This is a genomic window from Vibrio gelatinilyticus (assembly GCF_022836845.1).
Classification (GTDB): domain Bacteria; phylum Pseudomonadota; class Gammaproteobacteria; order Enterobacterales; family Vibrionaceae; genus Vibrio; species Vibrio gelatinilyticus.
On the sequence record NZ_JAJNNZ010000003.1, the window covers coordinates 181137 to 205970 of the forward strand.

Here is a 24834-nt window from a genome sequence, read left to right on the forward strand (position 1 = left end):
TCAATTCTTCAAATGTATATACAAATAAATAGAGTATAATATACAAATGATCAAGTGACTGAACACCGAAATGTGATGACGGATTAACTTAGTGGTTTACTAAGATCGTTGCTTTGTTATTGGATGTCTATCTTAGAACTGAGCTTATAGCGCGACCCAGGGTGATAAAGTAGTGCGGTACTGATAAGCTTGCTGTCACTCCAAGTTCGACGACTGAGTAGTAGGCACGGCTCTTGCGGCGTGATGTTTAACTGACGAGCAATTTCTTCTTTGCACTGGATTGCTTCAACGGTATGTTCTATCGCGGTGAGTGGGCAGTTTTTGGAAAGGTATTCATTAGGCGTTGTTTGGGTGAAATCCTGCTGGTGGTAATTAGGAGCGTAGTGAGCATTCACCCATCGACATTCAAGTTGGATCGGAGTGCCGTCTTCTTTGTGTATGATTTCACTGTAAAATATTGGGCTTCCCAGCATGATACCAAGCTTGGTGGCGATATACTCATCGGCATTGATAGCGTCATGCTTCACAACGATGCTGCTGTGTTGCTTTCCACGAGTGCGCACCTCTTCGGCTATGTTGCGAGTGTCATGTAATGGGGACTCTACCTTATCGTCAGGTAAACGAACAAAGGTTCCAAGGCGAGGTTTTCTGACCAGTTTACCGTCCGAGACAAGATCGCGAATCGCTTTATTGACCGTCATTCGACTGACTGAAAATTGTTTAGCCAGTTCGATCTCAGTGGTGATCCTGTGCCCGATACTCCATCGGCCAGAATCGATGTTGCTTTCGATAAACTGTTTGATCTGAATGTAAAGTGGCTCGACTGACTTGGTAGTATCCATAACATCTACTTTTATAAATTGACTATACAAATATTCGTTGAATTCATATCGATTTGCAAGTCTTGTGTTTTTTACCTGCTAAAGCTTGGCCAAAGGCGATGCTTTTACCTGTTTTGCATGACTCTTCCCAAGCTCATGCAAAAGATTTTGCAGCGTGTCACTTTGCCAGGCAACGGGCTGTTTGCCAAAGTGACTTTGGTGAAATTGATTGAGCTGTTGCTGGATCTGTTTGTCTGCATCGGCACTGAGTGTGGTGCTCCTTTTATACAGGTCAAAAGCTGATTGTGCTCTTACCGGATTGTTCTGTTTAACGGCAAGCAAAACACTTTGAATGTTATTCGCTGTTGTAGCAGCGGGTTGTGAATCATCTTCAATATGGGTGCGCGGTTTACGACGCTCTCGAATCAGTAGCGCAAGTGTCATGAGCCAAAGCGCGCTCGCAATCGCAGCAACATAAGGCCATAGCCCTGCATCAACAATCACGACCTTCTCTGTCGGTTGCGCCAAACTCTCTGCTTTTGGCAAGTGAGCGACTTCGCTGGCAGAAACATCGACCTGTAATGCGTCTACCTCACTTACCTGGCTTGTATCTTTTTGGCTGTTCCACCATTGCACACTTACTTTTGGCAAGGTAAACAGGCCAGTTTTTTGCGCAATAATCACCTGTGTTAGTGTCATGCTTGAGGAGCCATCCGCATGGTTGTCTAATGTTGGCTTTTCTGAGTAAACGCGAAAACCACTTGGATTATCAATGGCCAGGGTGGGAAACTGTTCGGTAGTAAGGCCTTGTGCGGTAAGAGTGAGGGTACGTGTCAGAGAGTCTCCCACTTGCAAAGAGATTGTTTCCTGCTCAGTAAGAGGTCGACCTTCACTGTCAACAACAACCTGGGTGAGCGATAGTTTGTCGGCTGGTAACCATTGACCTTGATAGTCACTAGGCTGAGCTTTTACCTCAATACTTATGGTTTTTGCTGTTGGAGACAGTGGTACTAGCCTGGTGGTACCACTTCGGTTATCGCCAAGCAGCATGGAACCTGTAAGCGTCGGTATTTCGATAGTATAACGTCCAGGTTCTTGTGCAGTTACCTGAAACGATTGATCAACGATCAGAACATCCTGGCCTTCCAGAACGGCTTGATATTGTTTGGGCTCACCAATGGCGGTCAGTTTTACGCCTTTTTGAGATTCTGGGGAGGTTAACTTAGGATCTTGCAGTCGTCTCGGATCGGTTTTGATAATGACTCTTGAGTTCAACATGACGCTTTGCTGAGGGTACAATGATTGCTTTGCTATGTCATAGCGCGATTCAATCACATCATCGGCATTAAAGGTTTGTTCACTCATCGTCACATTAAGCGTGATTGGGGCAGATGAAACACCATTAACGGTAAAGCCCGGAATGGTGATTTTTCCAAGACGGCTCGGCGCAATGGCGATGGTCCATTCGCTCTTGTCTTGTCTGGTGCCATTAATAATGTTGACTGATGAGCTAAAGTTGGGTCTACCAAGGTAGAAGTCATCGCTCAGTACATCAAAGCTAATTTCATCTCTACTGAGCTTTTTGTCGGAGATCACGCGCAGTTGAATTACTTCGTCTTTAACCACTTTTGTTTTGTTTACACTCGCCGTGAGTGACGCAGCCCAAACGTTAGAATGAGCGAAAAAAATCAAAAACAGACCAAGGATACGATTTAGAAGGCGACGATTACTTTTCATGATTACCAGTCTTTTCCTGTCGAATTAGGGAGTGCTTTTTGTTGTGCTTGTAACAACATTTGCGCTTTGATCAAATAGCTAGGATCGCGAGCTTGTTCTACCTGTTCAAGGCGGCGCATTTCAGGGGCAACGGTTTGTTGCTGAGAGTAAGGGTTTTCAGTCCCTTGAGAGCCAGAGAGTTGTTGATTGTCGCTTGTCTTATCTGAGGGTGTGTGATTACTTTCTTGTGACTCTTGTGACTCTTGTGACTCTTGTGACTCTTGTGACTCTTGTGACTCTTGTGACTCTTGTGACTCTTGTGACTCTTGTGATGAACGTTTTTCGTCGCTTCTAGAACCAGCCCCTTCGCTGCTAGGATTTGGCTCGGTGGTGTCGTTGCTATTCGGCGTTTCGGAATCGCTGTGATTTGAGTGATTATCTGTATTGGCGTCTTGTTGCTTTTGAGAGGGGGCGTTTTCAGACTGTTGCTGTTGCTGTTGCTGTTGCTGTTGCTGTTGCTGTTGCTGTTGTTGTTGCTGTTCGCGCACTATTGCCAGATTATGTCGGGCATCTTGGTGATTAGGGTCTTGAGTCAGCACACTCTCGTATTGCCTAATGGCTTGTTCAAACTGTTGGTTTTGAGCATAAGCATTACCAAGATTGTATTGAGAAGCAACATCATCAAATTTGGCGAAGTATTCGATGGCAGAGTCAAAATCGCCTGCTTGATAGGCGCTAGCACCTTTCCACTTCTTGTCTTTGAACAAAGATTGAGCGCTATCAAAGTCATTTTTCGCAAAAGCTTGAAAACCGCGTTGATCTGAGTTCTTAAAGGCTGCATCAAGCGTTGAAGCTTGCAGGCTTGGCGTATAGCCAATATTGATAATCAGCAGGCAAGCGAACGTAAATAAAATGCCTTTTCTGAAAAAGGTTAAAGCCAGCGCCAGGCAGATAGGCACTAACCAATATCCACTGTTAATTTGTGTCGACAGCTCAACGTTGTCGTGACGTGTCCCTTGGTTTATTGCATTGTTACCAACAAGAGTTTCAATATCTTGATTGTCGCTGGTGTAAGTTTGATAGACGCCGCCACCATACTGCGCCGCTTGTTTTAGGCGAGAGAAGGCGGTCTTTGCAACAACTGTTTGCCCTGCTGAGTTTTGTAATAAATTGCCATCGGGTAGCAAAATAGGTGCTCCTGAACGGCTACCAATAGCAAGGATAGAAAGGGTCCAGTTGTTGCCACTTACCAGTGCTTTAATGTTCGTTAACTCAACGTCATCAAGATCATCAGCCAATAAAATGATCTCTCCCTTACGCAGCCCTGCTTGCTCAATTAAAGAAATGGCTTGAGCGACCCCTCGGTCAGCGCGAGCGCCGGGGATGGGCATTATAGCGGGTGAAAGGTGACTTATTGTCTCTTTTAGTGTGGCGGAATCCGTAGTCAATGGGCTGAGGCTATAGGCATCACCCGCATAGGCGACAAGGCCCGTTTGTCCTTCTGACAACAGTGGCAGTAAATCCTGCGCCTTGTATTGGATTTGGTGTAGACGACTTGGCTTAATGTCAGTTGCATAGACTGAACGAGACATATCCATCACAATCACTTGGGCTTTATCAGCTTGAAACCCTGCCGCTTTGTTTTCCCCAAAACTTGGCCCAGACAATGCGATGATCCCTAGGAGTAAAAAAGCGCTGACGGTCACACCGATCGATTTAGAAGATTGGCTGTGAGCGAGTCCCAGTGCCTTTGCAAGATGTGGTGCTAGGGCGGTATTGTGTTTACGCGATTTAAATTGCCAACCGAGAAAGGCGATTGCTGGTAGCAGTAGCCATAGAATATTTGGGTATAGAAAGGTCAGAGTCATAGTGCTATCTCCGTCTCACAATGACGAAAACGAACAGGATCATAGAAACCGCCAACGGCAAACCGAACCACTCGGTTTGAGGGCGCCATGATTGAGTGGCGGTGGAGATGGGTTGTAACTGGTTAATCGTTTCGTAGATGCTGTGTAGTTGCTTTGCATCTTTTGCTCGAAAATATCGACCGCCCGTGATCTCGGCGACTCGGGTTAGTGTGTCTTCGTCAAGATCATCCGCCGTGTTTACAGTGCGGGTCATGAAAAAGTCGTTGACTTGCATTTCTCCAGCGCCCACCCCAATTGTGTAGATGGTAGTGTTGTATTTTTTTGCGATATTGGCCGCTTCTAGTGGGTCGATCACGCCAGCGGTATTTCCGCCATCGCTTAGCAGTATCATTACTCGCTGCGGGGCGTCTCCATCAATAAATGTCTTCGTTGCCAGACCTATCCCATCGCCAATGGCCGTTTGCGTACCAATGAGTTTGAGAATTGTTTGATTGAGCTGCTCACGTACCGTGTCCCTGTCAAGGGTTAGCGGAGTTTGCAGATAGGCATGGTCGGCGAACAAGACCAGACCAACACGGTCACCCTTTCTCTTATCGATAAAATCGGACACGACATTTTTTACGGCACTAAGCCTATCGATATACTCGCCTTCATGGCGCATATCTTTTTTGCTCATCGAGTAAGACAAATCGACAACCAACATCATGTCTCGGTGCTTGGGGTGAAACTCCACCGCTTCACCAAGCCAGACCGGGCGACATGCTGCAACAACGAGCAGTGACCAGGCAAAGGCTAAAACAATTGGAGTGATGGCACTTTGTGGAGCATTGTCTTTGTTGAGCCCACTCGCATGCGGAAGCATGATAGCAGCCTGGGCATGCGCGCGGCGGTAGTGACGGAAAATCAAGGGAAGTGGAAGTAACAGGCACATCCACCACCACTCAAGTGTTAAATTACTCATTTACCGACTGTGCTTTTAAAGGTTGAACTCGAAATTTCTTTTTAGGAGGCAGCGCCTCGCTAATCCATGTGTGACAATCTTGAATAAGCTGTTCTTTATCTTTGGGTTCCTGATGTTGGTATAGCGCTCTGTCCCATTGTACCTTGTTATTGGTAAACCTAGGTTGCTCTAATTGAGAATCGAGAAATTGATACCAAGCGAGACCAGTTAAGTTGGCGATACGCTCACGTGGATAGTAACTGAGTGCCGCTTGACGCACCAACTCCAGAGCAGCGGATGGTGACAATTGATGTTTCTCCAGCGCAAAGAGACTCAGTGCTGCCTTTTTGGCTTTGAGCTTGCGTTTTTTGTATCGCACGAAAAAATAAATAGTGAATAGCAAAATGACAGTGGTCAGTAATAGGCTCCACCATCCCATGGCAAGTGGCCACCATGACGGCTCTTGAGGCAATTGGATTGCATTGAGAGGAAGGAGTTGATTAGTGTCAGCTTGACTCATTGTTGTATTCCATTTAGTTGCTTTAGTAGCGGGCTCCCACAAGATATTTGAGAATAGGGTATGCCCATTGTTGTTAGTTGGTCTTCGACTCGCTGCTGTTTTGCTATAAACGCAGCGCGTAATTGTTTGCGAGTGGAAGACAGTGAGAAGTTCAGTAGTGAACTGCCATTGCCATGGATCACTTGCTGGGTGCCTCTGTAGTCGGTGTCACCAACTTCTAGCGGGTCAAAAATCTGGATGGCTCTTATTGCGTGATGCTGCCTGAGCGCACTAAGGCTTGATTCAAACTTATCTGTCTGTGTCGAGAAATCACTCAATAGAATGATGTCACTGCCCTTAGGACAGACTCGTTTTAGTGTCGAGATTGGCCAATCCTGGGGCGTGGCTTGTTTATCGTGAATGTCGCAACACTGCAACAATGCCGCGTTGTGCAGTTCAATGAGCTGCTGCAGCATGCCTAGCAGGTTCTTGGTAACGTTAGTGGGTTTTATCTCAACGATGCCACTAGAGGTGCGAATTAACATGCCGACGCGATCCCCATTGGCTATCGCCATCCAGCTTAACAGGCTGGCCATATGGCAAACCTGAACGGATTTGAGCAACAGTTCACTACCCATGAACAAACTTTGGGCGAGGTCGATTAACAAGAAAACCGGCTTTTCGTGCTCCTCTGTAAACAGCTTTGTGTGAGCTTTTCCTGTTCTGGCTGTGACTCGCCAGTCAATTTGACGAATGTCATCCCCGGGCTGATATTGCCTGACCTCGGAAAAAGTCATACCGCGACCTTTAGTTGAACTTTGATGACTGCCGTTGAGTTGTGACCACAGGCTTTTGGCTGGTGGTAGCCATCGCTTACTGTACGTTTTGTAATGAACAAGCTCTTCAATCGTCAGCAATGCCCCTTGGCACGAAGAGGCGAGGAATCCATCCTGGATCGCCTCTGTGAGCGGGTTATTGTGTGGTTGATTTCTAAATATCATCATGGCTCGTTGTTAACACAGATTCTTCTATTGTCGGACTAAGCTGAAGCGACCATAGCCAGAATTTCGCTAATAACTTTGTTAGCCGTAATACCTTCAGCCTGCGCCTGATAAGACAGCAACAAACGATGTCTTAACACTGGGTAGACAACGGCTTGTACATCTTCAGGGCTGACAAAATCGCGGCCTGACAGCCAGGCGTGCGCTCTAGCACAGCGATCGAGCGCTATTGTTGCTCTAGGGCTAACGCCCATTTCCAGCCAACGCTCAAGAGTGTCACTGTAACTCTTAGGCTCTCGTGTTGCCATGACAATTCGAACCAAATATTGTTCGATGCTATCAGCCATATGAATAGACAATGCTTGTTGGCGCGCAGAAAAGATATCTGATTGTGACAACTCGAACTTAGGTTGCTGGTGTCCTTCGAGTGCTTCTCCGCGATTTAGACGCAAAATGTCAAGTTCCGCTTGAGCATCGGGGTAGGCGACTTCTAAATGAAGCAAGAATCGATCAAGTTGAGCTTCTGGAAGTGGATAAGTGCCTTCCTGCTCGATTGGGTTTTGTGTTGCCATTACCAAGAACAGTTCGGGTAATGGGTAGGTTTTTTGGCCGACACTGATTTGCTTTTCGGCCATCGCTTCAAGCATTGCCGCTTGCACCTTTGCAGGTGCGCGATTGACTTCATCGGCTAGAACCAAAGAATGAAAAATCGGTCCAGATTTGAACTCAAAATTACCCGTTTCAGCATGAAAAATATCCGTGCCAGTTAAATCTGACGGTAATAAGTCTGGGGTAAATTGAATACGATGGAAGCTACCTTCTATACACTCCGCTAGCGATTTAATCGCTCGTGTTTTAGCAAGGCCAGGAGGCCCTTCAACGAGGATATGCCCATCAGCGAGTAATGCTACCAGCAACTGTTTAACCAATTGGCTTTGTCCGATAACTTGAGATTCAAGGTAGCATTGTAACTGTTGGAAAGAGTTCGCGGGCATGAAAAAGTATCTCCTTTGATTTGTCTAGCTAGTGTTCGGCACATTAGCGCGCACCTGTATAGATGGGTCAGACTATAAAAAGTTCCGTCGTTGTACGTCAAGCCATTGTAATCTTTGTTGCGTGTGGAACAAGAATCAAATCCTCTAACTGGGAGCAAGGCAAAGATATGCTGCCAATGAAGACGTAGCGTGAGGATCTTGGCGTTTGCAAGGAAAAAACAGTACACTGTGGCCAGTTTTTATTGTAATTAGGTAAGCATGTCATGAGTGACTTTGAAAAAGAGCTAGAGCAAATGTCAGCCCAAATGGCTAATGAGCCAGAAGAGAAATTACCTTCGATTGATGAGCAAAAGAAAATCGCAGCTGAGCTCAAGCAGTTAGAAGCAGAAGGGAAATTGACGCCTGAAGTGTTAGAAAAATATTTTGGCAAGTTTAGTGAGAAAAACAATGCGCCAATACATTAGCATTTGCTAATTTCTGTTAATTAGAAAGTGTAGCTAGAGGCTGCACTTTTTATCAAGTGACAAAATTATAAATTGGTGATTTGATTCGCATTTCTCATTTTTGAGACGCGCAGCCTATCTCGTTGTATATAAGGTGTTTTTATACTTCTAGCCCTGTAATCACAAGGTTTCAAAACTTGACGTACCGACAACTCCTATTAAGTTTAGTATTACTAATGGAATAAAATAACCACACGGAGTTGGCATGGCGACGGTCACACGAAACGCCAGGCGTGCAATATTGTTAGCCGATAACAATTTGCAGTCTAGTCTACTGAAAGAGTCGATAGAGAAAAAAGTCGCATTGGAGATAAGGCTTATGTCTCCAGAGCGTTTGACACCTGATGGAGGTGGTGTAACGGCCTCTGAACTCGACTTTCTTATCATCGATTACTTAGCTTTAGGGGAGCGTCACCTTAGACGATACCTAGAGTTCAAGGAGTCTCTAACAGATAATGTTCAGGAAGTGTTAATTAATACCCCAGAAGAAATACCGAATTCAGAATTGTTGAAATGGCAAAATCTGGTGGGGGTGTTTTATACCTCAGATACTCTCGACACACTAACGCAAGGTTTTAACTGTATCCTGGATGGCGAGATGTGGATGAGCCGTAAACTGGTCTTTGAATACATCAAGCTTTACCGTGAACGACAATGCCTCAAAACAAGCCCTTCTTATACAAATTTGACCAAACGTGAGCAACAGATCATTAAACTACTCGGAGATGGTGCGTCAAATACGCAGATCGCCGAAGAATTGTTTGTTAGTGAAAATACTGTTAAAGCCCACCTGCACAATACATTCAAAAAAATAAAGGTTAAAAATCGTGTTCAAGCCTTGTTATGGGTTAAAAACAACATTGCCTCTAAAGAATTTGTTTAATTACCCTATCGGCTTTGTTGCTTAATTCAGAGTGAAGCTATGCCTACCCCATTGTGCTCAATTCTTAAACGATAGACTGAGTTTAAGACATGCCTAGCCCTGTAAGCTTGTTCAACGCTTTGACTATTGCGTAAGTCTCACCAACCTGAGCGTTGAAATTTCTAAGGCTTATTGTAACACCTAACAACTGTTCACTTGATACATAGCTGTCTCTGATAGCGAACGCTGGTGATAGCATACTACTTTTCCACTTCTTGTTGGATCTATAGAACTTCTGGTAACTTACCGCTAAATTGCGAGGATGTCCTCGTTCCCAGAAGGCTGCCCCTTCTCGTGGTGGGGTGTACTGATTCGCTACCTCATCAATCCTAAAGGTCAGAGAACCACGGTTTAATAAAGCGTTAGTGTACTCTTCCAGTTAGTTGTCTTGTCACGAGGTATAAGCATGAGGCGACGACGATTAATGGGTGTAGCCGATCAGATCGTAGCTTCTTGATTAAGTTCCATCGACTTAAGCAATAAAGCCGATTGCACAATCAAAATAACAAATAAGTTAGTCAAAAAATAAAATCCCCCAGACCTCAATGAGGCAGGGGGATTTTCAGCAAGCAAAGGTGCTTAAATAGGGCTGAGTGAGCTTTATTCTACGCCCGCTTCTTTGTGCAGACGTCGGCATGCTCGGCCATCGCTGTGGAACAAATGACAGCGGTGAGCTGGAATACCAATGGTGAGTTTATCACCGACTTCTACAGCAAGAGTATCTGGCTGACGGTAAATCACATCGGCATCGGCACTTTCTAGGTTAAGGTATACCTGAGTTTCATTGCCAAGTTTTTCGACAATCATCACTTCACCTGCAACTTTTGCATCACCATCGGCTGCCGAGACTAAGTGCTCAGGTCGGATGCCTAATGACATTCTGTCTCCACGGTTTACGGTTTTACCATCGACAGGGATCCAGAAAGAATCACCATCTGAAAGCTGAACTTTAACGCGATTCTCTTCTACTTCATCAATAAACACACTCATGAAGTTCATTTTAGGAGAGCCAATAAAGCCAGCCACGAAACGGTTTTCAGGGTAGTGATATAACTCAAGAGGTTTACCAACCTGAGAGACAAATCCATCATCAAGAACCACAATCTTATCGGCCATCGTCATGGCTTCGACCTGATCATGGGTAACGTAGATCATGGTGCAACCCAGTTGGCGTTGAAGTTTGGTGATTTGAGAGCGCATATTAACGCGCAGTGCAGCATCAAGGTTAGAAAGAGGTTCGTCTAATAGAAAGACATTTGGTTGGGATACCAGTGTACGGCCAATGGCAACACGTTGACGTTGACCACCCGATAGCGCTTTTGGTTGACGCTCGAGTAGGTGACCAAGCTGCAGGATCTCGGCAGCATGTTCGACACGACGATCGATTTCACCTTTATCGGCTTTTGCGAGCTTAAGGCCAAAAGACATATTGTCATAAAGATTCAGGTGAGGATAAAGTGCGTAGGATTGGAAAACCATGCCCACACCACGCTTTGAAGGCTCAACATCGTTCATGCGCTCTTCACCAATGTACAAGTCACCAGAGGTGATGTCCTCTAGTCCGGCAATGCAACGAAGCAGCGTTGATTTACCACAACCTGATGGACCAACGAAGACAACAAACTCGCCTTCATTGATCTCAAGATCAACATTCTTAGAAATCAGTACGTCACCGTACGCTTTACTAACATTTTTTAACGTGACACTCGCCATGTAGCTCGTCCTCGATTTATCTTTTTATAATTTACTGCCAGTTATTATAAAGACACTTTAGCAGGCAATAATAGTAGGAATTTTTCATTGAGCTGAATAGAAAGAAAAAAGGGTGGTGCGCTAGTGTAGTGGCACCACCCCCAAGCCAAGAACAAGTTTGTATCCCCCGGTATGAATTGAAAGCCCTCCCCCGTAAATTAATTACCACTGGTACTTCAATCCATATCTACAAAGTCTTGCCCGGCATTGCAAACCAGCACTCGTTATTTTCGTTTGCTCTAGGCACTTTAAGCCGCGTGATTTCATTGACAAGTTGAATGAACATCTCTTAATGAGTAAAACGCTCTTATTGATGGCTAAAGCGATGGTTCGATAAAACGAATATAGCGAGCTACTCGCTGGTATAGGGTTCTTACCATCCGCTTTGGATGAGTGCAGTTTCCGTGATATTGGTAAATCGGTCATCCTCCTAATCGAAATAATTGTAGGGGGAGTAGAAAAGGATGAGGGGTGAGGGGAGTAGAAACGCATGGTGAGATCTAGGTCAAAAAAAACGTCCTTATAATGGTGAAATTGGTCACACTTACCGAACGTTATGTGACAATGATCGCGCACGGTGACCGATTGAGATCACGGAAATCATACCGACCTCTAAGGGCGTAGAGAGTAGGATGATGATAGCAACTAAAATTTTTTAGATGATATGCTTCGAAATAAGGCAAATCCTCTGGATAAACCTACGATCAAAACTATAAAAAGGATATGAACATGAAAAAAGCCCTAAGCACTGTAGCTCTAGGTACGCTAGTCGCTCTAGGTTCTTTTGGTGCAAATGCTGCTATCGAAGAAGGACAACTTACCATTTGGATTAATGGCGATAAAGGATACAACGGTCTTGCTGAAGTTGGTAAGAAGTTCGAGGAAGAGACGGGTATCAAAGTGACCGTAGCGCATCCAGATGGTCTTGAAAGCCGTTTCCCTCAGGTTGCTGCAACTGGCGATGGTCCTGATATCGTATTTTGGGCTCACGACCGTTTTGGTGAGTACGCAGAAGCAGGCCTTCTAGCTGAAATCAAACCGTCAAAAGAGATCAAAGACGGTATCATTGATTTTGCATGGGACGCTGTAAACTACGACGGTAAAACAATTGGTTACCCAGTAGCAGTTGAGTCTCTATCTCTAATCTACAACAAAGATCTTGTTCCTAACCCACCAAAGAGCTGGGAAGAAGTGGAAGCATTGAATGCAAAACTTGCTAAAGACGGCAAAACAGCAATCATGTGGAACCTAAAAGAACCGTACTTCACATGGCCACTTATGGCTGCTGACGGTGGTTACGCATTCAAGTATTCTGCATCAGGTTACGACGTGAAAGATGCGGGTATTAACAAGCAAGGTGTTAACGATGCACTTAGCTTTGTTAAAGCACTGGCTGACAAGGGCGTGATTTCTCCAGATATGGACTACTCGGTATCTGAGTCTGCATTTAACCAAGGTAAAACAGCCATGACTATCAATGGTCCTTGGGCTTGGGCAAACATTGAGAAATCAGGCATCAACTACGGCGTGACTACGCTACCTAAGTTCAACGGTCAAGCTTCAAAGCCTTTCGTTGGTGTTCTAACGGCAGGTATCAGCACAGCTTCACCAAACAAAGATCTAGCTGTTGAGTTCATTGAGAACTACCTACTAACAAACGACGGTCTACGTGAAGTGAACAATGATAAGCCACTTGGCGCGGTTGCTCTAACATCTTTCCAAGATGAGCTAGGCGCAGATGCACGTATTGCTGCGACAATGGACAATGCAATGAACGGCGAAATCATGCCTAACGTACCACAAATGAACGCTTTCTGGGCTTCTGCTAAGAACGCTATCGTAAATGTGGTTGATGGTCGCCAATCTGTGGACGAAGCTCTAGCTGACGCAGAAAAGCAAATGACTAAGTAACAACCTATTTTAGAACTACCCTTTTAAGGAGGGGGTAACCCCTCCTTCATTTATATTTTTTATTTTTATATCGCTAGCAGGTCGTATTATGCAGTCAGTTCCAGGTACAGATGCCATGTCAGCGCCAGCTTCTTCAACACCAACCAGCAAAAACGTATTCATAAAGTGGTCTCTTCTAGGGGCTGTTGGTCTTGTTAATGGCTACGCAACAATTTTAATGTATTCCCGTGGTGAGCTTGCCTTTGCATTGCTTACCGTGGTCTTAACCGCTCTGGCACTTTACGTATTCGGTAGCAAGAAAACCTACGCACACCGTTACATTTATCCAGGTATCGCTGGGATGATTTTGTTTATCATCTTCCCTTTGGTCTATACCGTCGGATTGGCCTTCACCAACTACAGTGCCAAAAACCAATTGTCTTTAGAGCGGGCACAAAGCGTTCTGGAACAGCGTACGTTCCAAAGTGGTGAAAGTTTCTCTTTTGATTTATACAAAACAGGCAATGGTCATCGTATCTACGTCAAAGATGGTGACCAACTGCTGGTTAGCCCTGAGTTTGATATCTCTAGCCCATCAGCAGACTACGATCTGTCTGTGGCAGAAACTCAATCTGGTGAAAAAGAGAAAATAAAAGCGATTATTCAAAATCGTTCGACTCTGAACACCATCGATCTTCACATGCCTGACGGCTCAGACATTCGTATGAGTGGCTTACGTAAGTTTGCTTCTGTACAAGCGCTGTTTAGCAAAATTGAAGGTACAGAGGATCTTCTTAACAACAAGACGGGCGAAATCTTCAAGCCAAATATGGAAGTGGGCTTCTATCAACCTGTCGATGACAACGGTGAGTTTATCGGGAACACTGTGTCACCAGGCTTCATTGTTGATATTGGTACTTACAACTTTGAGCGTGTTTGGAAGGATGATGGTATCAAAGAGCCTTTCATTAGCATCTTTATTTGGACGGTCGTGTTCTCGGTACTAACGGTTATCTTTACGTTAGTTATCGGCCTGGTACTTGCTAGCATTGTTCAGTGGGAAGAGCTCAAAGGCCGCGCAGTTTATCGTGTACTTTTGATTCTCCCTTATGCGGTCCCAGCGTTCATCTCAATTCTGATTTTTAAAGGTTTGTTTAACCAGAGTTTTGGTGAAATAAACATGGTTCTTGAGTCCATCTTTGGTATCAGCCCTAACTGGTTCTCGGATCCGATTCTTGCCAAAACGATGGTGTTGATTGTCAATACATGGCTCGGCTTCCCCTACATGATGATTTTATGTATGGGATTATTAAAAGCGATACCTGATGACTTGTATGAAGCTTCTGCTATCGATGGTGCTAACTTTGTGCACAACTTTAAGAAAGTCACACTACCATTGATGATTAAGCCTTTAACACCGCTACTCATTGCAAGCTTTGCCTTTAACTTCAATAACTTTGTAATGATACAGTTGTTGACACAAGGTGGACCAAACATGATTGGTACGTCTGAACCTGCCGGTTACACAGATTTACTCGTTAGCTACACCTACCGTATCGCCTTTGAGGGTTCGGGTGGTCAGGACTTTGGTCTGGCAAGTGCAATCGCGACGCTTATCTTCTTACTTGTAGGTGCATTGGCATTGCTCAACCTACGTTTCACTAAGCTTGAACAGGATTAAGGAGTAGAACAATGGCAATGGTACAAGGTAAATCCTTAAAATACCGTGTATGGGCGACTCATATTGCACTTTGGGTTTTCTTATCACTTATCATTTTCCCACTATTGATGGTTATCGCCATTTCATTTAGAGAAGGTAACTTTGCATCGGGTAGTCTGATCCCAGAAAATCCATCATTGGAACACTGGAAGTTGGCCTTGGGCATTTCGGTTACTAATGCAGATGGTTCGGTCACGCCGCCGCCATTCCCAGTATTGACCTGGCTTTGGAACTCGGTAAAAGTAGCTGGAATCACGTCGATCTTGATTGTGGCTCTTTCGACAACGTCGGCTTACGCATTTGCACGTATGCGTTTCCCTGGTAAAAGTACGATCTTGAAAGCGATGATGATCTTTCAAATGTTCCCAGCGGTATTGGCTTTGGTTGCTCTCTATGCGTTGTTTGATAAGCTAGGACAATACATTCCGTTCCTTGGATTAAATACCCATGGAGGTTTAATATTCTCCTACCTTGGTGGTATTGCGCTACATGTATGGACAATTAAAGGCTACTTCGAAACGATAGACAATTCATTGGAAGAAGCAGCGGCACTCGATGGTGCAACACCTTGGCAGGCGTTTAAATTGGTGCTGTTGCCACTGTCAGTTCCTATTCTCGCAGTAGTGTTTATTTTGTCATTTATTGGGGTCGTTGGTGAGGTTCCAGTAGCATCTTTGCTGTTATCTGATGTAAACTCATATACATTAGCAGTTGGAATGCAGCAGTACTTGTACCCACAAAACTACCTATGGGGTGATTTTGCAGCGGCGGCGGTATTGTCAGCGTTACCAATTACGATTGTATTCTTACTTGCACAACGTTGGCTTGTTGGTGGACTAACAGCCGGCGGTGTTAAAGGATAACAACAATAAGGGTCATCGAAAGGTGACCCCTATGTGTCACTCGACACCCATTTGGTTTGGCCGCCGACAAGTTGAGTGAGACTCGCTGGTGTTACGTATAGCTGGCTGTTACCTTGATTCCTTACTGTCACGTTTAACAGTTTTTTGTAACCAATGCTCAAGCTTGCTTGAGCATTTTTCTTATCCGATTTCCTACACTTCTTATTTGATGATTACGCTGACGTAGCTATCCCCTTTACGTCTGTAGTAGTGGCCATCGACCCGCGCATAAGAGAGATTCCCGATTTTGATGTACGTCGTGCGCTTAGGCATTCTTTTATAGTGGTAGTGCCTATGCTTTGGGCGATGCTTGGGCGAGGCCTTGTATTTCTTGATTACAATGACTTCATCTTTGTGCTTGTGCTTGTGCTTGTGATGTCCATGCCCGTTTTCGGATGGAATGAGCAAATTTTGACATTTATGGCTTACTTTTCATCAAGTAAGCGTCGCGAAGATAGGCAGTACCTACAGCCTGTGTTATAACGAGTGACAGGAACGTTCTGAAAAGGGAAGTGGCCAGTGTTTAAGGTTAATGAATCAAAAGCTCTTATCATATCTGCGGTAGGCGCAGGGGTATTGGCCTTATGGGGCGGTATAATGGCAACGATTTCTGAGTCGAGTGCTATTCTGTTAGATGCATCGTTTAATTTACTTTCCGCGGCAGTGAGCTTTGCCTCGCTGCGTATCTACCAATTAACCCAATCAGGATCTTCAAGGCATTATCCTATTGGCTTTTTCGCATTTGAGCCGCTCATTGTTGTAATAAAAGGCATCACTATTTTGATCCTCATAGCCTTTGCTGTGGGCAGCAACATTCCGATACTACTTGCTGGTGGACGAGAGCCAGCGATTGCATTAATGGCGCTCTATGTCTTTCCCGCGGTCGCAATCTGTCTGTTTTTATATTGGGTGTGTCATGTCGGGTATAAGCAATCGAATTCGGACATGCTGAAAGCTGAAAAAAATGCTTGGTTTATTAATGGAGTCATATCGGGAGCTATCGGTGTAGCGCTGCTACTTGTTCTTCTTTTACAAGGAACTGCGGTTGGATTTTTGGATCGATATATCGACCAAATCCTTGTGGTGCTGTTCAGTTTGGCATTTATCGGCGACCCTATTAAACTCATCAAAAATGGCATGCGCGAGCTGACATTGGCCATGCCACCAATTGAACACACTAAACCTTTCTTTCGTGGGTTGAGAGGGCTAGCCCAAGAATACGAGATCGAGATAGTCGATATTTTTATCGCAAAGCTAGGAAGAAAAACCTGGGTGTCGGTCTATGTTGATCCTAAACGAGAAACGATGACGTTTAAGAGTTACGAGCGTTTCGTTGACGACTTACGTCAAAAGCTTGATAAACCCTATACGGTGACGGATGTAGATGTGATCTTGAAGCGCTCACCCGCATCGAAGAGTGCTAACCTAGTTCACGATTAGACGGAGCACACCCAACATATTGGAGCAAGACATACAAACTTTCTTGCTCCAATGCTACTTTTTGAAACAGATCGGCGAAAACACTATCTCCGCCAAAACAGGTTTGGATATAGTGATTGATTTCGTCACTTTCATACCCTTCCACGTACATTGTGCGTACCCATTGATATTCAACCGCTTTTAAGTTCGTTAGCGTTTTCTCACTTAAGGTTATGTTTACTTGGCTCAATTTAGCATCTGCTTTCTACAGTTTGGTGCAGTGATTAGAGCAAAGTATCATGAAAGAAAAATGACAGACTCTAGAGATTTACGATGACTTTACACATCATTTTAGATTTTCAACGTTCTGATTTATAAGATGTATCAACTCATTGACGCTGCTTTTGCTTTCACCAAGTTTGGTATATATACCAATGTTCCCCACTATTTGGCGGTCGATATAGCAACAGACTAATCCCAAATCTGATAGCCAATGTTCTGCTCTGTGGCTGTAGGGCATTACAGCGTGTGTCATATTGAGCATATCGATGCTCGCTAATACAGAATCAACATCATAGACAATTCTCTCCTCGAGCAATTCATCGTGGGGTAATCCATTGGCTAAGACGGACTGATGTCTAGGGTGATTTGGCGTAACTCGCAATAGTGGATAGTGTTCAATAGTCTCAGGCGTTGCCCTGACGGTCGCTAAAGGGTGATGTCGCGAAACATAGGTTGCTTCGAAGTCCTGAAACAAGGGTTGAAAAGAAACACGGCAATCAGGGGATAAGTCTAAAACCTCATGTCCTATGAATAAATCTATATCACCGTTAGTCAAGTGATTGAGTAAAGACAGGTTGTTTCCAAATTCCAAATGGAAGGAACTGGCGGGGCTCTTTGATTGATACTCTTTGACCGCTTGTTTAACAAATCGCTCCCACCAGACTTCACCAGTGCCAATTTTTATCTTACCAAACTGGCGTTTTTGCATGTCTTGAAATTGATGTTTTAAAGAGAAGTAATGTTCTTGCTGATCTTGGGCAAAGTCTCTAAATATAATGCCATAGGCGGTTAGTTCAACTCCTTTTGATAAGCGCGTAAAGAGTTGGGCGCCCATTTCTGCTTCTAGCTTTTTTATGGCTGACGTTAGTGATGGTTGACTGATGTAAAGCTCATCGGCGGCTCGTTTGATATTGCCGTGTTTAGCGACGGCAAGGAAGTACTTCAAAGACTTATTAATAGCCATAGTTAATATCACAGTGTTATTGAAATAATCTATATGATTATACGCATATTCTATTTTCATTCCCAGTGATGAGTGAGTACAGTGGTGCGATATAACTAACTAAGGTTAAAGGATTCGAACATGGAACAGAAATGGTGGCATGACGCTGTTGTTTATCAGATTTACCCCCGCAGTTTTTGCGACTCTAACGGCGATGGAATTGGTGATCTTAACGGTATTCGCTCCAAATTAGATTACCTTGAACAATTGGGGATCAATGTCATTTGGTTATCACCGGTTTATCAATCACCAATGGATGATAATGGTTATGACATCTCTGATTATCAGGAAATTTCGCCGGAATTTGGCACCATGCAAGATATGTTAGATCTCATTGAAGAAGCCAAGGCGAAAGGGATCCGCATCGTTATGGATCTTGTTGTTAATCATACATCCGATGAGCACGACTGGTTCCAACGAGCATGTGAGTCTAAAGATTCTCCTTACCGCGACTATTATGTATGGAGAGATGCTAGTGAAGACGGTGGTCCACCAAGCGATATGGGATCTATCTTTGGCGGCAGCGCCTGGCAATGGCATGAAGCCACACAGCAATATTATTTGCATCTCTTTTCCAAAAAGCAGCCAGATCTTAATTGGGAGAACCCAAACGTTCACCAAGAAGTTCATAACATGATGAACTGGTGGATAGACAAGGGGATCGGTGGTTTTCGTTTGGATGTGATCGATCTTATTGGCAAAGAGATCGATCGCGGCATAACAGGAAACGGGCCTAGGTTACACCCTTTATTGAGACAGATGAACAAGGCAACTTTTGGCAATAAAGATCTGCTCACAGTGGGAGAAACATGGGATGCAACCCCGGATATCGCCAAATTGTACAGTGCGCCAGAGCGAGAAGAACTTTCTATGGTGTTTCAGTTTGAACACATTACCTTGACCTGGGGTGATGGAGATAAATGGAAACCTGCGCCTCTGGATCTAAAAGCATTCAAAAAAGTCCTGACTAAATGGCAGCTGGAGCTAAAAGACACAGGTTGGAATTCATTGTTTTGGAATAATCACGATTTGCCTCGCGCGGTGTCAAAGTACGGAAATGATGGCAAATATCGAGTGAAATCAGCCACAATGTTGGCAACGGTGTTGCACTGCCTGAAGGGCACCCCTTATATCTATCAAGGCGAAGAAATTGGCATGACTAATGTGAAATTTGAGCGACTTGAACAGTACAAGGACATTGAATCTCTGAATTTCTATAAAGTAAAAACTGAGTCGGGTGTTAGTCATGACGAAATGATGGCGGCAATTCATGAAAATGGCCGAGATAATGCGCGGACACCGATGCAGTGGAGCCGTGAGAAAAATGCGGGTTTTTCTAGCGGAAAACCGTGGATTGAAGTGAATCCCAATCATGTTGAAATTAACGTTGAACAGGATCTGAATTCCTCAGATTCAATTTATCAATACTACAAGAGTCTTGTCACACTAAGGCGGGAAGATCCGACGATAGTTTACGGTGAATTTGTGCCACTTTTGCAAGATCACGATAAGGTCTTTGCCTATCTTCGCAAGTACAAAGGTAAAACGATCTTGATAGTGGCTAATTTTAGCGATGAGGATTTACAAGTGGATCTTAGTGAAGTTGGCGCGGTGAAAGTAGAGGTACTGACGAGCAACGATGTCATTAATTGCTCTGATCTCTCAAACCTGCATTTAGCGCCATACGATGCGACGGTCCTAGCGATTCAATAACAGACACACCAATGAAGACAGGCAATCACAGGTGCCTGTTTTTATATTAGTAATAACTAAATTATATTAATGACAGTTCTGATTCGCTTTTATATATTAGATTTATCTTAATTAGCTTGGTCTTTATTATGACAAATTCGCAAAACTCTGAACTGCGCAAACAAATATCAAAGTCGAATCAGAAACACCACTTTATAGACGTTCGAACCCCGCAAGAGTTTGCTCAAAGCCACATAGAGGGATCAACGAACATCCCCCTGCAGAGCATCTTCATGATGGCTAATAGCCATTTGGGTAAGGGCGATACACTGGTTGTTTATTGCGCATCGGGTATGCGCGCAAGACAGGCGTGTGACATCCTTCATTCATTAGGTTTTAGTGACATAGTATTTGCGGGAACGCTATCGGCGGCAAATGCGCTCATTACTGCTCAATAAGAGAGACGAAATCATGTTGACGATTGACTATGTAAGTGACGTTTTATGTGTATGGGCTTGGGCATCTGAAGAACGTAACAAAGAGTTGCAACTTCAGTTCCATGAGCAGTTAAGTTTGCAGCCAAAATTCATCAACTTGTTTGGTGATACAGAGGCTCGAATTGGCAAAGGGTGGCAGGAAAAAGGCGGCTTTGATGGTTTTGCTAAACATACCCAAGAGGTTGTAGCTAAGTTTCCAGAGTTGACGCTTAACGACAAAGTGTGGAGTGACGTTCGGCCAACAAGTTCGATGCCGGCACATTTGTACCTCAAAGCCGCTGAGCTTTCCGGTAGTGATACTGAAACAATCTTAAAACTGGCCCGCAGTCTGCGTCATGCGTTTTTTGCCGATGGGCTGGATATTAGCAAGTTTGAGGTTATAGAGATGGTTTTCGCCACTGTTGGTGTCTCAGTCGATACTATTAATGAACAGTTAAAGAATGGTTCAGCTTACGCCGCATTATGGAATGACCAATTATTCAGAGAAGAGCAACACATTAAGGGAAGCCCAAGCTACGTGATTGATGGTGGTCGACAAATCTTATTTGGCAATGTTAGTTATCGAGTGATAGAAGCCAACATCAATGAACTGGTCTCTCCTAGTCCTAAAGAGGGAGCGAGCTGGTGCTAGTTTTCAATGAGAAATGCGACCCAAAGCAATGGGTCGCATTTTCATTGGTCATTACTCATCTGGTTTATTGGTCTTTGAATTCACGTAAGGCCAATAATGGTGCCCAACACGAATTAATAATGTTGCACCAGCAAGGATAAAGGCCGCAACGGACAACCACACAACTGGCATCGCATCCAATTCTTTCATTCCCAGTGTTATGTAACGAGCGATGGCCATCATAGCGATGTAGATGGGGTAGCGTACCGGTATCTTACCGTTCATGACAAACTGCTGAACCATAGCAAGTACTTCCAAATAGATGAACATCAGAAGAATGTCAGTCAGTTGAACTCGTCCTTCTGTAAAGACGTGCATAAACTCTTCGAGCATAGCGAACAAAGTCGCAAGTGTGATGGCGACAAGCAATAGAGCTTCAAGAATATGAAAGACCTTTAAAAAAGGCTTACTGAATGATTTTGGTAAATGAGAAGGCATAACTATTTGTAAGTGTTTGTGAATCCTACGGTTACCTTAGCACACATTGGCAGAATACGCGTCTTCCTAAACTTCAGGATAAGAGAGCAAAAAAAAGCCCGCGTAAACACGGGCTAGATCCAGTATGAAAAATAAGCTGAATAAAGTTATCTGAGAATCTGTTTCTCAGCGGTGGCAAGTGCATCTTGTATGGTCTGTCGGCCGTTCAATACATTTTCAATTGCTGCGCCCTCTGAATGCCAGTAGGTCATCATTTGTGGGATAGCGGGCATGATCTCTCCATTTTCGGCGTTGATCATCGTCGACTTAATTCTTGCGTCAGACTCTAACGAGCTTTGGAATGTCTTAAGTGTCACCGCACCAAGGGGTTTATCATTGTTGATGGTTTTAAGCGCACCGTCGGTAAATAAGTAGTTTTCAATAAACTCGACCGCTAAGTCTTCGTTCGGACTGGCAGAGCTAATTCCCGCGCTCAAAATACCCACGAATGGATTGGATTTTTCATTCCCTAGGGTTGGAAATGCGGCTACTCCATAGTTAAGTCCCGCTTTATCCAGATTACCCCAGGACCACGGGCCATTAATGGTCATGGCGACATTACCTTGCGCAAATGCCGACTCTGCGTTGGCGTAGTCGACACCCGGATTGACGATTCCCTGGTTTGTCATATCAAGTAGGAACGCGAGGTTTTGACGAGCCTTTTCACTGTTTATGCCAATGTCAGAGGCATCGTATCCATCGTTTGTTTTCTTAAATGAATAGCTGCCCGCCGAGACAATCGGCCAGGTAAAGTATGCATTCTTTACATCCCACATAATGGTTTCTTTACCAAGAGCTCGCATATTGGCCTGAATTGCTGGCAATTCCTCCCATGTCTTGGGAGGCTCTGGCAGAAGATCTTTATTGTAGATAAGAGAGATCGCTTCGATAGCCAGCGGGTAACCAATGAGTTTGCCGTTGTAGTTAACCGCATCCCAACTAAAATCGATGAGTTTGTTTTGAAACTCTTTGCTTGGCTTTACTTCTCTAAGAAGGCCAGCTTCAGCGTAACTACCAAATCGGTCGTGAGCCCAAAAGATAATATCGGGACCATCTCCAGTTGCTGCAACTTGCTGAAAGCGTGACTCCAGCGATTCAGGAAACTGAACATTGACTTTAATGCCAGTATCTTCCTCAAACTGACGCCCAACTTCAGCAAGCCCTTCGTAGCCTTTATCACTGTTTATCCATATCAGAAGTTCCCCTTCTGTCACTGCGAAAGCCGGAGCTGTGAATAACGTTGCTAGTGCTAAAGCCGATAAGGATGTATTTAGTTTTTTCATTGTTACTATCCTGACTGTTTAGAATGTAATTAGAATAAACCGTATAGCGCACAGCTAAAAATAGCCTACACACTCACTGGTATAGAAAAATGCTATTTCACTGGTGTATTTTGTGATTTGTATTGGCTTAAATAAAAAGACTCCAGCACGGTGGCTGGAGTATGTGAGTCATCGGGCGGTAAGATCAATATCTAGCCGGGATCGGCAAGATGTAAAATATGTGATGCCAGTGGCTTAATTGGGTTCGTGATGATCCCTTGACCATCGATTACATTAACGTCGAGATGAATAGAATCCTCTAATGCATCGACATAGCGATACTGCCCATCTCTCAAGCCAAGTAAGGAGACAATAGCGCCTGACAAACAGACTGGCTGACAAGATGCGTTCTCGTTGTCAAAGTTGAGCAGAACTAAAACGTGGCTGTCTGAGGTATAGCGAGCAAAACCGTATAATTTGCTTCGTAGGTGGCCATGATTCTGGTCTTCTTCAAGGTTTAGCGACACGGTTTCACCAAAGAGCGCAGGCGTGTGCAACGCGCATTGCATAAGCTTTTGATAAAAGTCGCGCAGTGCACGTTCGTTTGGCGAGCTTTGCCCCCCATCAAAAGCGCCGTTGTTCATCCAACGCTGGTGGCTAGGGACGCCAATATAGTCAAAAATCGAAGTGCGAGAGGGTTGCCCGAAGCCAGCCTGTTCTGCGCCAGCTTCGCCAACTTCCTGGCCAAAGTACAACATAGTCGGTGCATTGCTTATGGTGGCTGAAAGAACCATTGCTGGTTTCGCGTACTCTGCATTACCGGCAAACTCAGAACATGGAATGCGCTGCTCATCATGATTATCGAGAAAGTGCAGCATGTGCGATTCGATGTCTTTAAGCTCGTTTTGGATACGCGAGATGTTTCTCGTATCGCCCTGACCTCGAATGAGGTCCTTTAGAGAGTCGTAGAGATCTACTTTATCGTAGAGCGCGTCCATTTTACCAATCTGAATATAGTCTCGATACAGATGAGGTTGATACACCTCTGCGACCAAAAAAGCGTCTTTATTGGACATTTTGATGGACGAGTTCAAAAAGCTCCAGAACTCAACCGGAACCATTTCCGCCATATCAAAACGAAATCCATCAACCCCTTGCGATAGCCAATAAAGCGCGATGTCTCTAAATTTTAACCAAGAATCGGGCAGCGATTGGTTTTGCCAAAAAGAAAAATGTTGTTGATAGCTTTTGTTGCGATATTCACAAGGCAACTCGGGGAAATCCTTACTACCGTCTGGTCTAATACCGTAATTGATTTTCACTGTTTCATACCAATCGTCGGCATTCGGTTTGCACAGTCGCGAGCCATTTCCGGTCCATTTAGCTGGAAATTCGATAAAGGGCTGTTTGAGCATAGGGTGTAGCTCCCCACCGAGTGGCTGAAGGTATTGGGGTAACTCGGGCAACTGAAACGCTTGGTTAGGTATGTAGTAGAAGTTGTTATCCCGCGCATACTCTACACTAACGTCATCCTGTGCTCCAAAATCGCTAACACCATCGGGGTTATTGAGCCCTTGATAATGTCGGGCAACGTGGTTAGGAACGATATCAATCACTACTTTTAGTCCGGCCTTATGCGTGCGTTCTATCAGAAAGCGAAACTCTTGGTTACGGTTGGCAGGGCAATCGGCAAGATCAGGGTTTACTGAGTAGTAGTCTTTCACCGCGTAAGGAGATCCTGCTCGGCCTTTGACAACCGCAGGATGGTCGTTGCTAATACCAAATTGAGAATAGTCGCCGACAAGTGCATGGTGTGGGATCCCCGTGAACCAAACGTGAGTCATGCCCAAATCACGAATTGATTTTAGTGCCGTATCAGTAATGTCACTGAATTTTCCAACACCGTTCTCGTCACGTGTGCCCCAAGGTCTATTATTGGTGTTTTTGTTGCCATAAAGACGAGTGAAGATTTGATAAAGGTGGATTTTAGACTTTTCGTTCAT

At 44.5% G+C, this 24834-nt stretch carries 23 protein-coding genes and 1 pseudogene; 9 read left to right on the forward strand and 15 right to left on the reverse strand.

All coding sequences use genetic code 11. The annotated features are described in order from the left end of the window. Positions 1 to 116 precede the first annotated feature (116 nt). The 7 genes from hutC to LNL84_RS05020 form a co-directional block, all read right to left on the reverse strand. Positions 117 to 842 carry a histidine utilization repressor gene (gene hutC, locus LNL84_RS04990; protein ID WP_244355623.1) on the reverse strand — a complete coding sequence of 242 codons (726 nt, stop codon included), beginning with the start codon at positions 840 to 842 and terminating at the stop codon, positions 117 to 119. A 78-nt stretch (positions 843 to 920) separates the two neighbouring features. Beyond that, positions 921 to 2558, reverse strand: a complete 1638-nt coding sequence (locus LNL84_RS04995) for a BatD family protein (RefSeq protein WP_244355625.1) — start codon at positions 2556 to 2558, stop codon at positions 921 to 923. 2 nt (positions 2559 to 2560) lie between these two features. Beyond that, on the reverse strand, positions 2561 to 4405 hold the full coding sequence (locus LNL84_RS05000) for a VWA domain-containing protein (protein WP_244355627.1): 1845 nt from the start codon (positions 4403 to 4405) through the stop codon (positions 2561 to 2563). 4 nt (positions 4406 to 4409) lie between these two features. Beyond that, on the reverse strand, positions 4410 to 5366 hold the full coding sequence (locus tag LNL84_RS05005; protein ID WP_244355629.1) for a vWA domain-containing protein: 957 nt from the start codon (positions 5364 to 5366) through the stop codon (positions 4410 to 4412). Next, positions 5359 to 5865 carry a DUF4381 domain-containing protein gene (locus LNL84_RS05010; protein WP_244355631.1) on the reverse strand — a complete coding sequence of 169 codons (507 nt, stop codon included), beginning with the start codon at positions 5863 to 5865 and terminating at the stop codon, positions 5359 to 5361. The genes LNL84_RS05005 and LNL84_RS05010 overlap by 8 nt, the downstream gene beginning before the upstream one ends. Further along, positions 5862 to 6845 carry a DUF58 domain-containing protein gene (locus LNL84_RS05015; RefSeq protein WP_244355633.1) on the reverse strand — a complete coding sequence of 328 codons (984 nt, stop codon included), beginning with the start codon at positions 6843 to 6845 and terminating at the stop codon, positions 5862 to 5864. The genes LNL84_RS05010 and LNL84_RS05015 overlap by 4 nt, the downstream gene beginning before the upstream one ends. Positions 6846 to 6883: 38 nt before the next feature. Next, positions 6884 to 7840 carry an AAA family ATPase gene (locus tag LNL84_RS05020; RefSeq protein WP_244355635.1) on the reverse strand — a complete coding sequence of 319 codons (957 nt, stop codon included), beginning with the start codon at positions 7838 to 7840 and terminating at the stop codon, positions 6884 to 6886. A 263-nt stretch (positions 7841 to 8103) separates the two neighbouring features. Between LNL84_RS05020 and LNL84_RS05025 the strand changes: the two genes are divergently transcribed. Next, the gene (locus LNL84_RS05025) at positions 8104 to 8304 is read left to right on the forward strand and encodes a restriction endonuclease subunit S (protein ID WP_244355637.1); all 201 of its coding nucleotides are present in this window, start codon (positions 8104 to 8106) and stop codon (positions 8302 to 8304) included. A 244-nt stretch (positions 8305 to 8548) separates the two neighbouring features. Continuing rightward, positions 8549 to 9226, forward strand: a complete 678-nt coding sequence (locus tag LNL84_RS05030) for a LuxR C-terminal-related transcriptional regulator (RefSeq protein WP_244355638.1) — start codon at positions 8549 to 8551, stop codon at positions 9224 to 9226. An 82-nt stretch (positions 9227 to 9308) separates the two neighbouring features. Here the strand turns inward: LNL84_RS05030 and LNL84_RS05035 are convergent. After that, positions 9309 to 9566, reverse strand: a pseudogene (locus LNL84_RS05035) (IS5/IS1182 family transposase); the annotation flags it as partial. 299 nt (positions 9567 to 9865) lie between these two features. After that, positions 9866 to 10978 (reverse strand): maltose/maltodextrin ABC transporter ATP-binding protein MalK, encoded by a 1113-nt coding sequence (malK, locus tag LNL84_RS05040; protein WP_244355639.1) that lies wholly within the window; start codon positions 10976 to 10978, stop codon positions 9866 to 9868. Between the two features lie 768 nt (positions 10979 to 11746). Between malK and malE (LNL84_RS05045) the strand changes: the two genes are divergently transcribed. The 3 genes from malE (LNL84_RS05045) (at position 11747) to malG (ending at position 15490) form a co-directional block, all read left to right on the forward strand. Beyond that, entirely contained in the window at positions 11747 to 12928 is a 1182-nt protein-coding gene (gene malE / locus LNL84_RS05045) for a maltose/maltodextrin ABC transporter substrate-binding protein MalE (RefSeq protein ID WP_244355640.1), read from the forward strand. A gap of 88 nt (positions 12929 to 13016) precedes the next feature. After that, a complete protein-coding gene (gene malF, locus LNL84_RS05050) occupies positions 13017 to 14588 on the forward strand; it encodes a maltose ABC transporter permease MalF (RefSeq protein WP_244355641.1) in 1572 nt (523 codons plus the stop codon). A gap of 11 nt (positions 14589 to 14599) precedes the next feature. After that, positions 14600 to 15490, forward strand: coding sequence for a maltose ABC transporter permease MalG (malG, locus tag LNL84_RS05055; RefSeq protein ID WP_244355642.1), 891 nt, complete (start codon positions 14600 to 14602; stop codon positions 15488 to 15490). A gap of 201 nt (positions 15491 to 15691) precedes the next feature. On the opposite strand, the gene LNL84_RS19865 is transcribed toward malG, so the two are convergent. Further along, positions 15692 to 15937 carry a VPA0510 family protein gene (locus tag LNL84_RS19865; protein WP_482146144.1) on the reverse strand — a complete coding sequence of 82 codons (246 nt, stop codon included), beginning with the start codon at positions 15935 to 15937 and terminating at the stop codon, positions 15692 to 15694. Positions 15938 to 16048: 111 nt separating this feature from the next. On the opposite strand from LNL84_RS19865, the gene LNL84_RS05060 reads away from it, so the two are divergent. Next, positions 16049 to 16969 carry a cation efflux transmembrane domain-containing protein gene (locus LNL84_RS05060; protein WP_244355643.1) on the forward strand — a complete coding sequence of 307 codons (921 nt, stop codon included), beginning with the start codon at positions 16049 to 16051 and terminating at the stop codon, positions 16967 to 16969. On the opposite strand, the gene LNL84_RS05065 is transcribed toward LNL84_RS05060, so the two are convergent. Then, entirely contained in the window at positions 16950 to 17198 is a 249-nt protein-coding gene (locus tag LNL84_RS05065) for a hypothetical protein (protein ID WP_244355644.1), read from the reverse strand. The two genes, LNL84_RS05060 and LNL84_RS05065, sit on opposite strands and share 20 nt — an antisense overlap. Positions 17199 to 17294: 96 nt before the next feature. Beyond that, positions 17295 to 18188: a LysR family transcriptional regulator gene (locus tag LNL84_RS05070; RefSeq protein WP_244355877.1), complete on the reverse strand. Its 894-nt coding sequence runs from the start codon at positions 18186 to 18188 to the stop codon at positions 17295 to 17297. A gap of 126 nt (positions 18189 to 18314) precedes the next feature. On the opposite strand from LNL84_RS05070, the gene LNL84_RS05075 reads away from it, so the two are divergent. The 3 genes from LNL84_RS05075 (at position 18315) to LNL84_RS05085 (ending at position 21053) form a co-directional block, all read left to right on the forward strand. After that, a complete protein-coding gene (locus LNL84_RS05075) occupies positions 18315 to 19946 on the forward strand; it encodes a glycoside hydrolase family 13 protein (protein WP_244355645.1) in 1632 nt (543 codons plus the stop codon). Between the two features lie 128 nt (positions 19947 to 20074). Beyond that, a complete protein-coding gene (locus LNL84_RS05080) occupies positions 20075 to 20383 on the forward strand; it encodes a rhodanese-like domain-containing protein (RefSeq protein WP_244355646.1) in 309 nt (102 codons plus the stop codon). A 13-nt stretch (positions 20384 to 20396) separates the two neighbouring features. Further along, positions 20397 to 21053 carry a DsbA family oxidoreductase gene (locus LNL84_RS05085; RefSeq protein WP_244355647.1) on the forward strand — a complete coding sequence of 219 codons (657 nt, stop codon included), beginning with the start codon at positions 20397 to 20399 and terminating at the stop codon, positions 21051 to 21053. A 51-nt stretch (positions 21054 to 21104) separates the two neighbouring features. On the opposite strand, the gene LNL84_RS05090 is transcribed toward LNL84_RS05085, so the two are convergent. From LNL84_RS05090 to LNL84_RS05100, 3 genes are all read right to left on the reverse strand, one after another. Further along, positions 21105 to 21530 (reverse strand): phosphate-starvation-inducible protein PsiE, encoded by a 426-nt coding sequence (locus LNL84_RS05090; protein ID WP_244355648.1) that lies wholly within the window; start codon positions 21528 to 21530, stop codon positions 21105 to 21107. Positions 21531 to 21676: 146 nt separating this feature from the next. Next, positions 21677 to 22852, reverse strand: a complete 1176-nt coding sequence (gene malE, locus LNL84_RS05095; protein WP_244355649.1) for a maltose/maltodextrin ABC transporter substrate-binding protein MalE — start codon at positions 22850 to 22852, stop codon at positions 21677 to 21679. Positions 22853 to 23043: 191 nt separating this feature from the next. Then, positions 23044 to 24834, reverse strand: coding sequence for an alpha-amylase family protein (locus LNL84_RS05100; RefSeq protein ID WP_244355650.1), 1791 nt, complete (start codon positions 24832 to 24834; stop codon positions 23044 to 23046).

Excerpts from the sequence above, each read along its gene's own strand:
- hutC (WP_244355623.1), bottom strand. The coding sequence starts at position 842 with ATGGATACTACCAAGTCAGTCGAGCCACTTTACATTCAGATCAAACAG.
- LNL84_RS04995 (WP_244355625.1), bottom strand. The coding sequence starts at position 2,558 with ATGAAAAGTAATCGTCGCCTTCTAAATCGTATCCTTGGTCTGTTTTTG.
- LNL84_RS05000 (WP_244355627.1), bottom strand. The coding sequence starts at position 4,405 with ATGACTCTGACCTTTCTATACCCAAATATTCTATGGCTACTGCTACCA.
- LNL84_RS05005 (WP_244355629.1), bottom strand. The coding sequence starts at position 5,366 with ATGAGTAATTTAACACTTGAGTGGTGGTGGATGTGCCTGTTACTTCCA.
- LNL84_RS05010 (WP_244355631.1), bottom strand. The coding sequence starts at position 5,865 with ATGAGTCAAGCTGACACTAATCAACTCCTTCCTCTCAATGCAATCCAA.
- LNL84_RS05015 (WP_244355633.1), bottom strand. The coding sequence starts at position 6,845 with ATGATATTTAGAAATCAACCACACAATAACCCGCTCACAGAGGCGATC.
- LNL84_RS05020 (WP_244355635.1), bottom strand. The coding sequence starts at position 7,840 with ATGCCCGCGAACTCTTTCCAACAGTTACAATGCTACCTTGAATCTCAA.
- LNL84_RS05025 (WP_244355637.1), top strand. The coding sequence starts at position 8,104 with ATGAGTGACTTTGAAAAAGAGCTAGAGCAAATGTCAGCCCAAATGGCT.
- LNL84_RS05030 (WP_244355638.1), top strand. The coding sequence starts at position 8,549 with ATGGCGACGGTCACACGAAACGCCAGGCGTGCAATATTGTTAGCCGAT.
- malK (WP_244355639.1), bottom strand. The coding sequence starts at position 10,978 with ATGGCGAGTGTCACGTTAAAAAATGTTAGTAAAGCGTACGGTGACGTA.
- malE (WP_244355640.1), top strand. The coding sequence starts at position 11,747 with ATGAAAAAAGCCCTAAGCACTGTAGCTCTAGGTACGCTAGTCGCTCTA.
- malF (WP_244355641.1), top strand. The coding sequence starts at position 13,017 with ATGCAGTCAGTTCCAGGTACAGATGCCATGTCAGCGCCAGCTTCTTCA.
- malG (WP_244355642.1), top strand. The coding sequence starts at position 14,600 with ATGGCAATGGTACAAGGTAAATCCTTAAAATACCGTGTATGGGCGACT.
- LNL84_RS05075 (WP_244355645.1), top strand. The coding sequence starts at position 18,315 with ATGGAACAGAAATGGTGGCATGACGCTGTTGTTTATCAGATTTACCCC.
- LNL84_RS05080 (WP_244355646.1), top strand. The coding sequence starts at position 20,075 with ATGACAAATTCGCAAAACTCTGAACTGCGCAAACAAATATCAAAGTCG.
- LNL84_RS05085 (WP_244355647.1), top strand. The coding sequence starts at position 20,397 with ATGTTGACGATTGACTATGTAAGTGACGTTTTATGTGTATGGGCTTGG.
- LNL84_RS05090 (WP_244355648.1), bottom strand. The coding sequence starts at position 21,530 with ATGCCTTCTCATTTACCAAAATCATTCAGTAAGCCTTTTTTAAAGGTC.
- malE (WP_244355649.1), bottom strand. The coding sequence starts at position 22,852 with ATGAAAAAACTAAATACATCCTTATCGGCTTTAGCACTAGCAACGTTA.
- LNL84_RS05100 (WP_244355650.1), bottom strand. The coding sequence starts at position 24,834 with ATGAACGAAAAGTCTAAAATCCACCTTTATCAAATCTTCACTCGTCTT.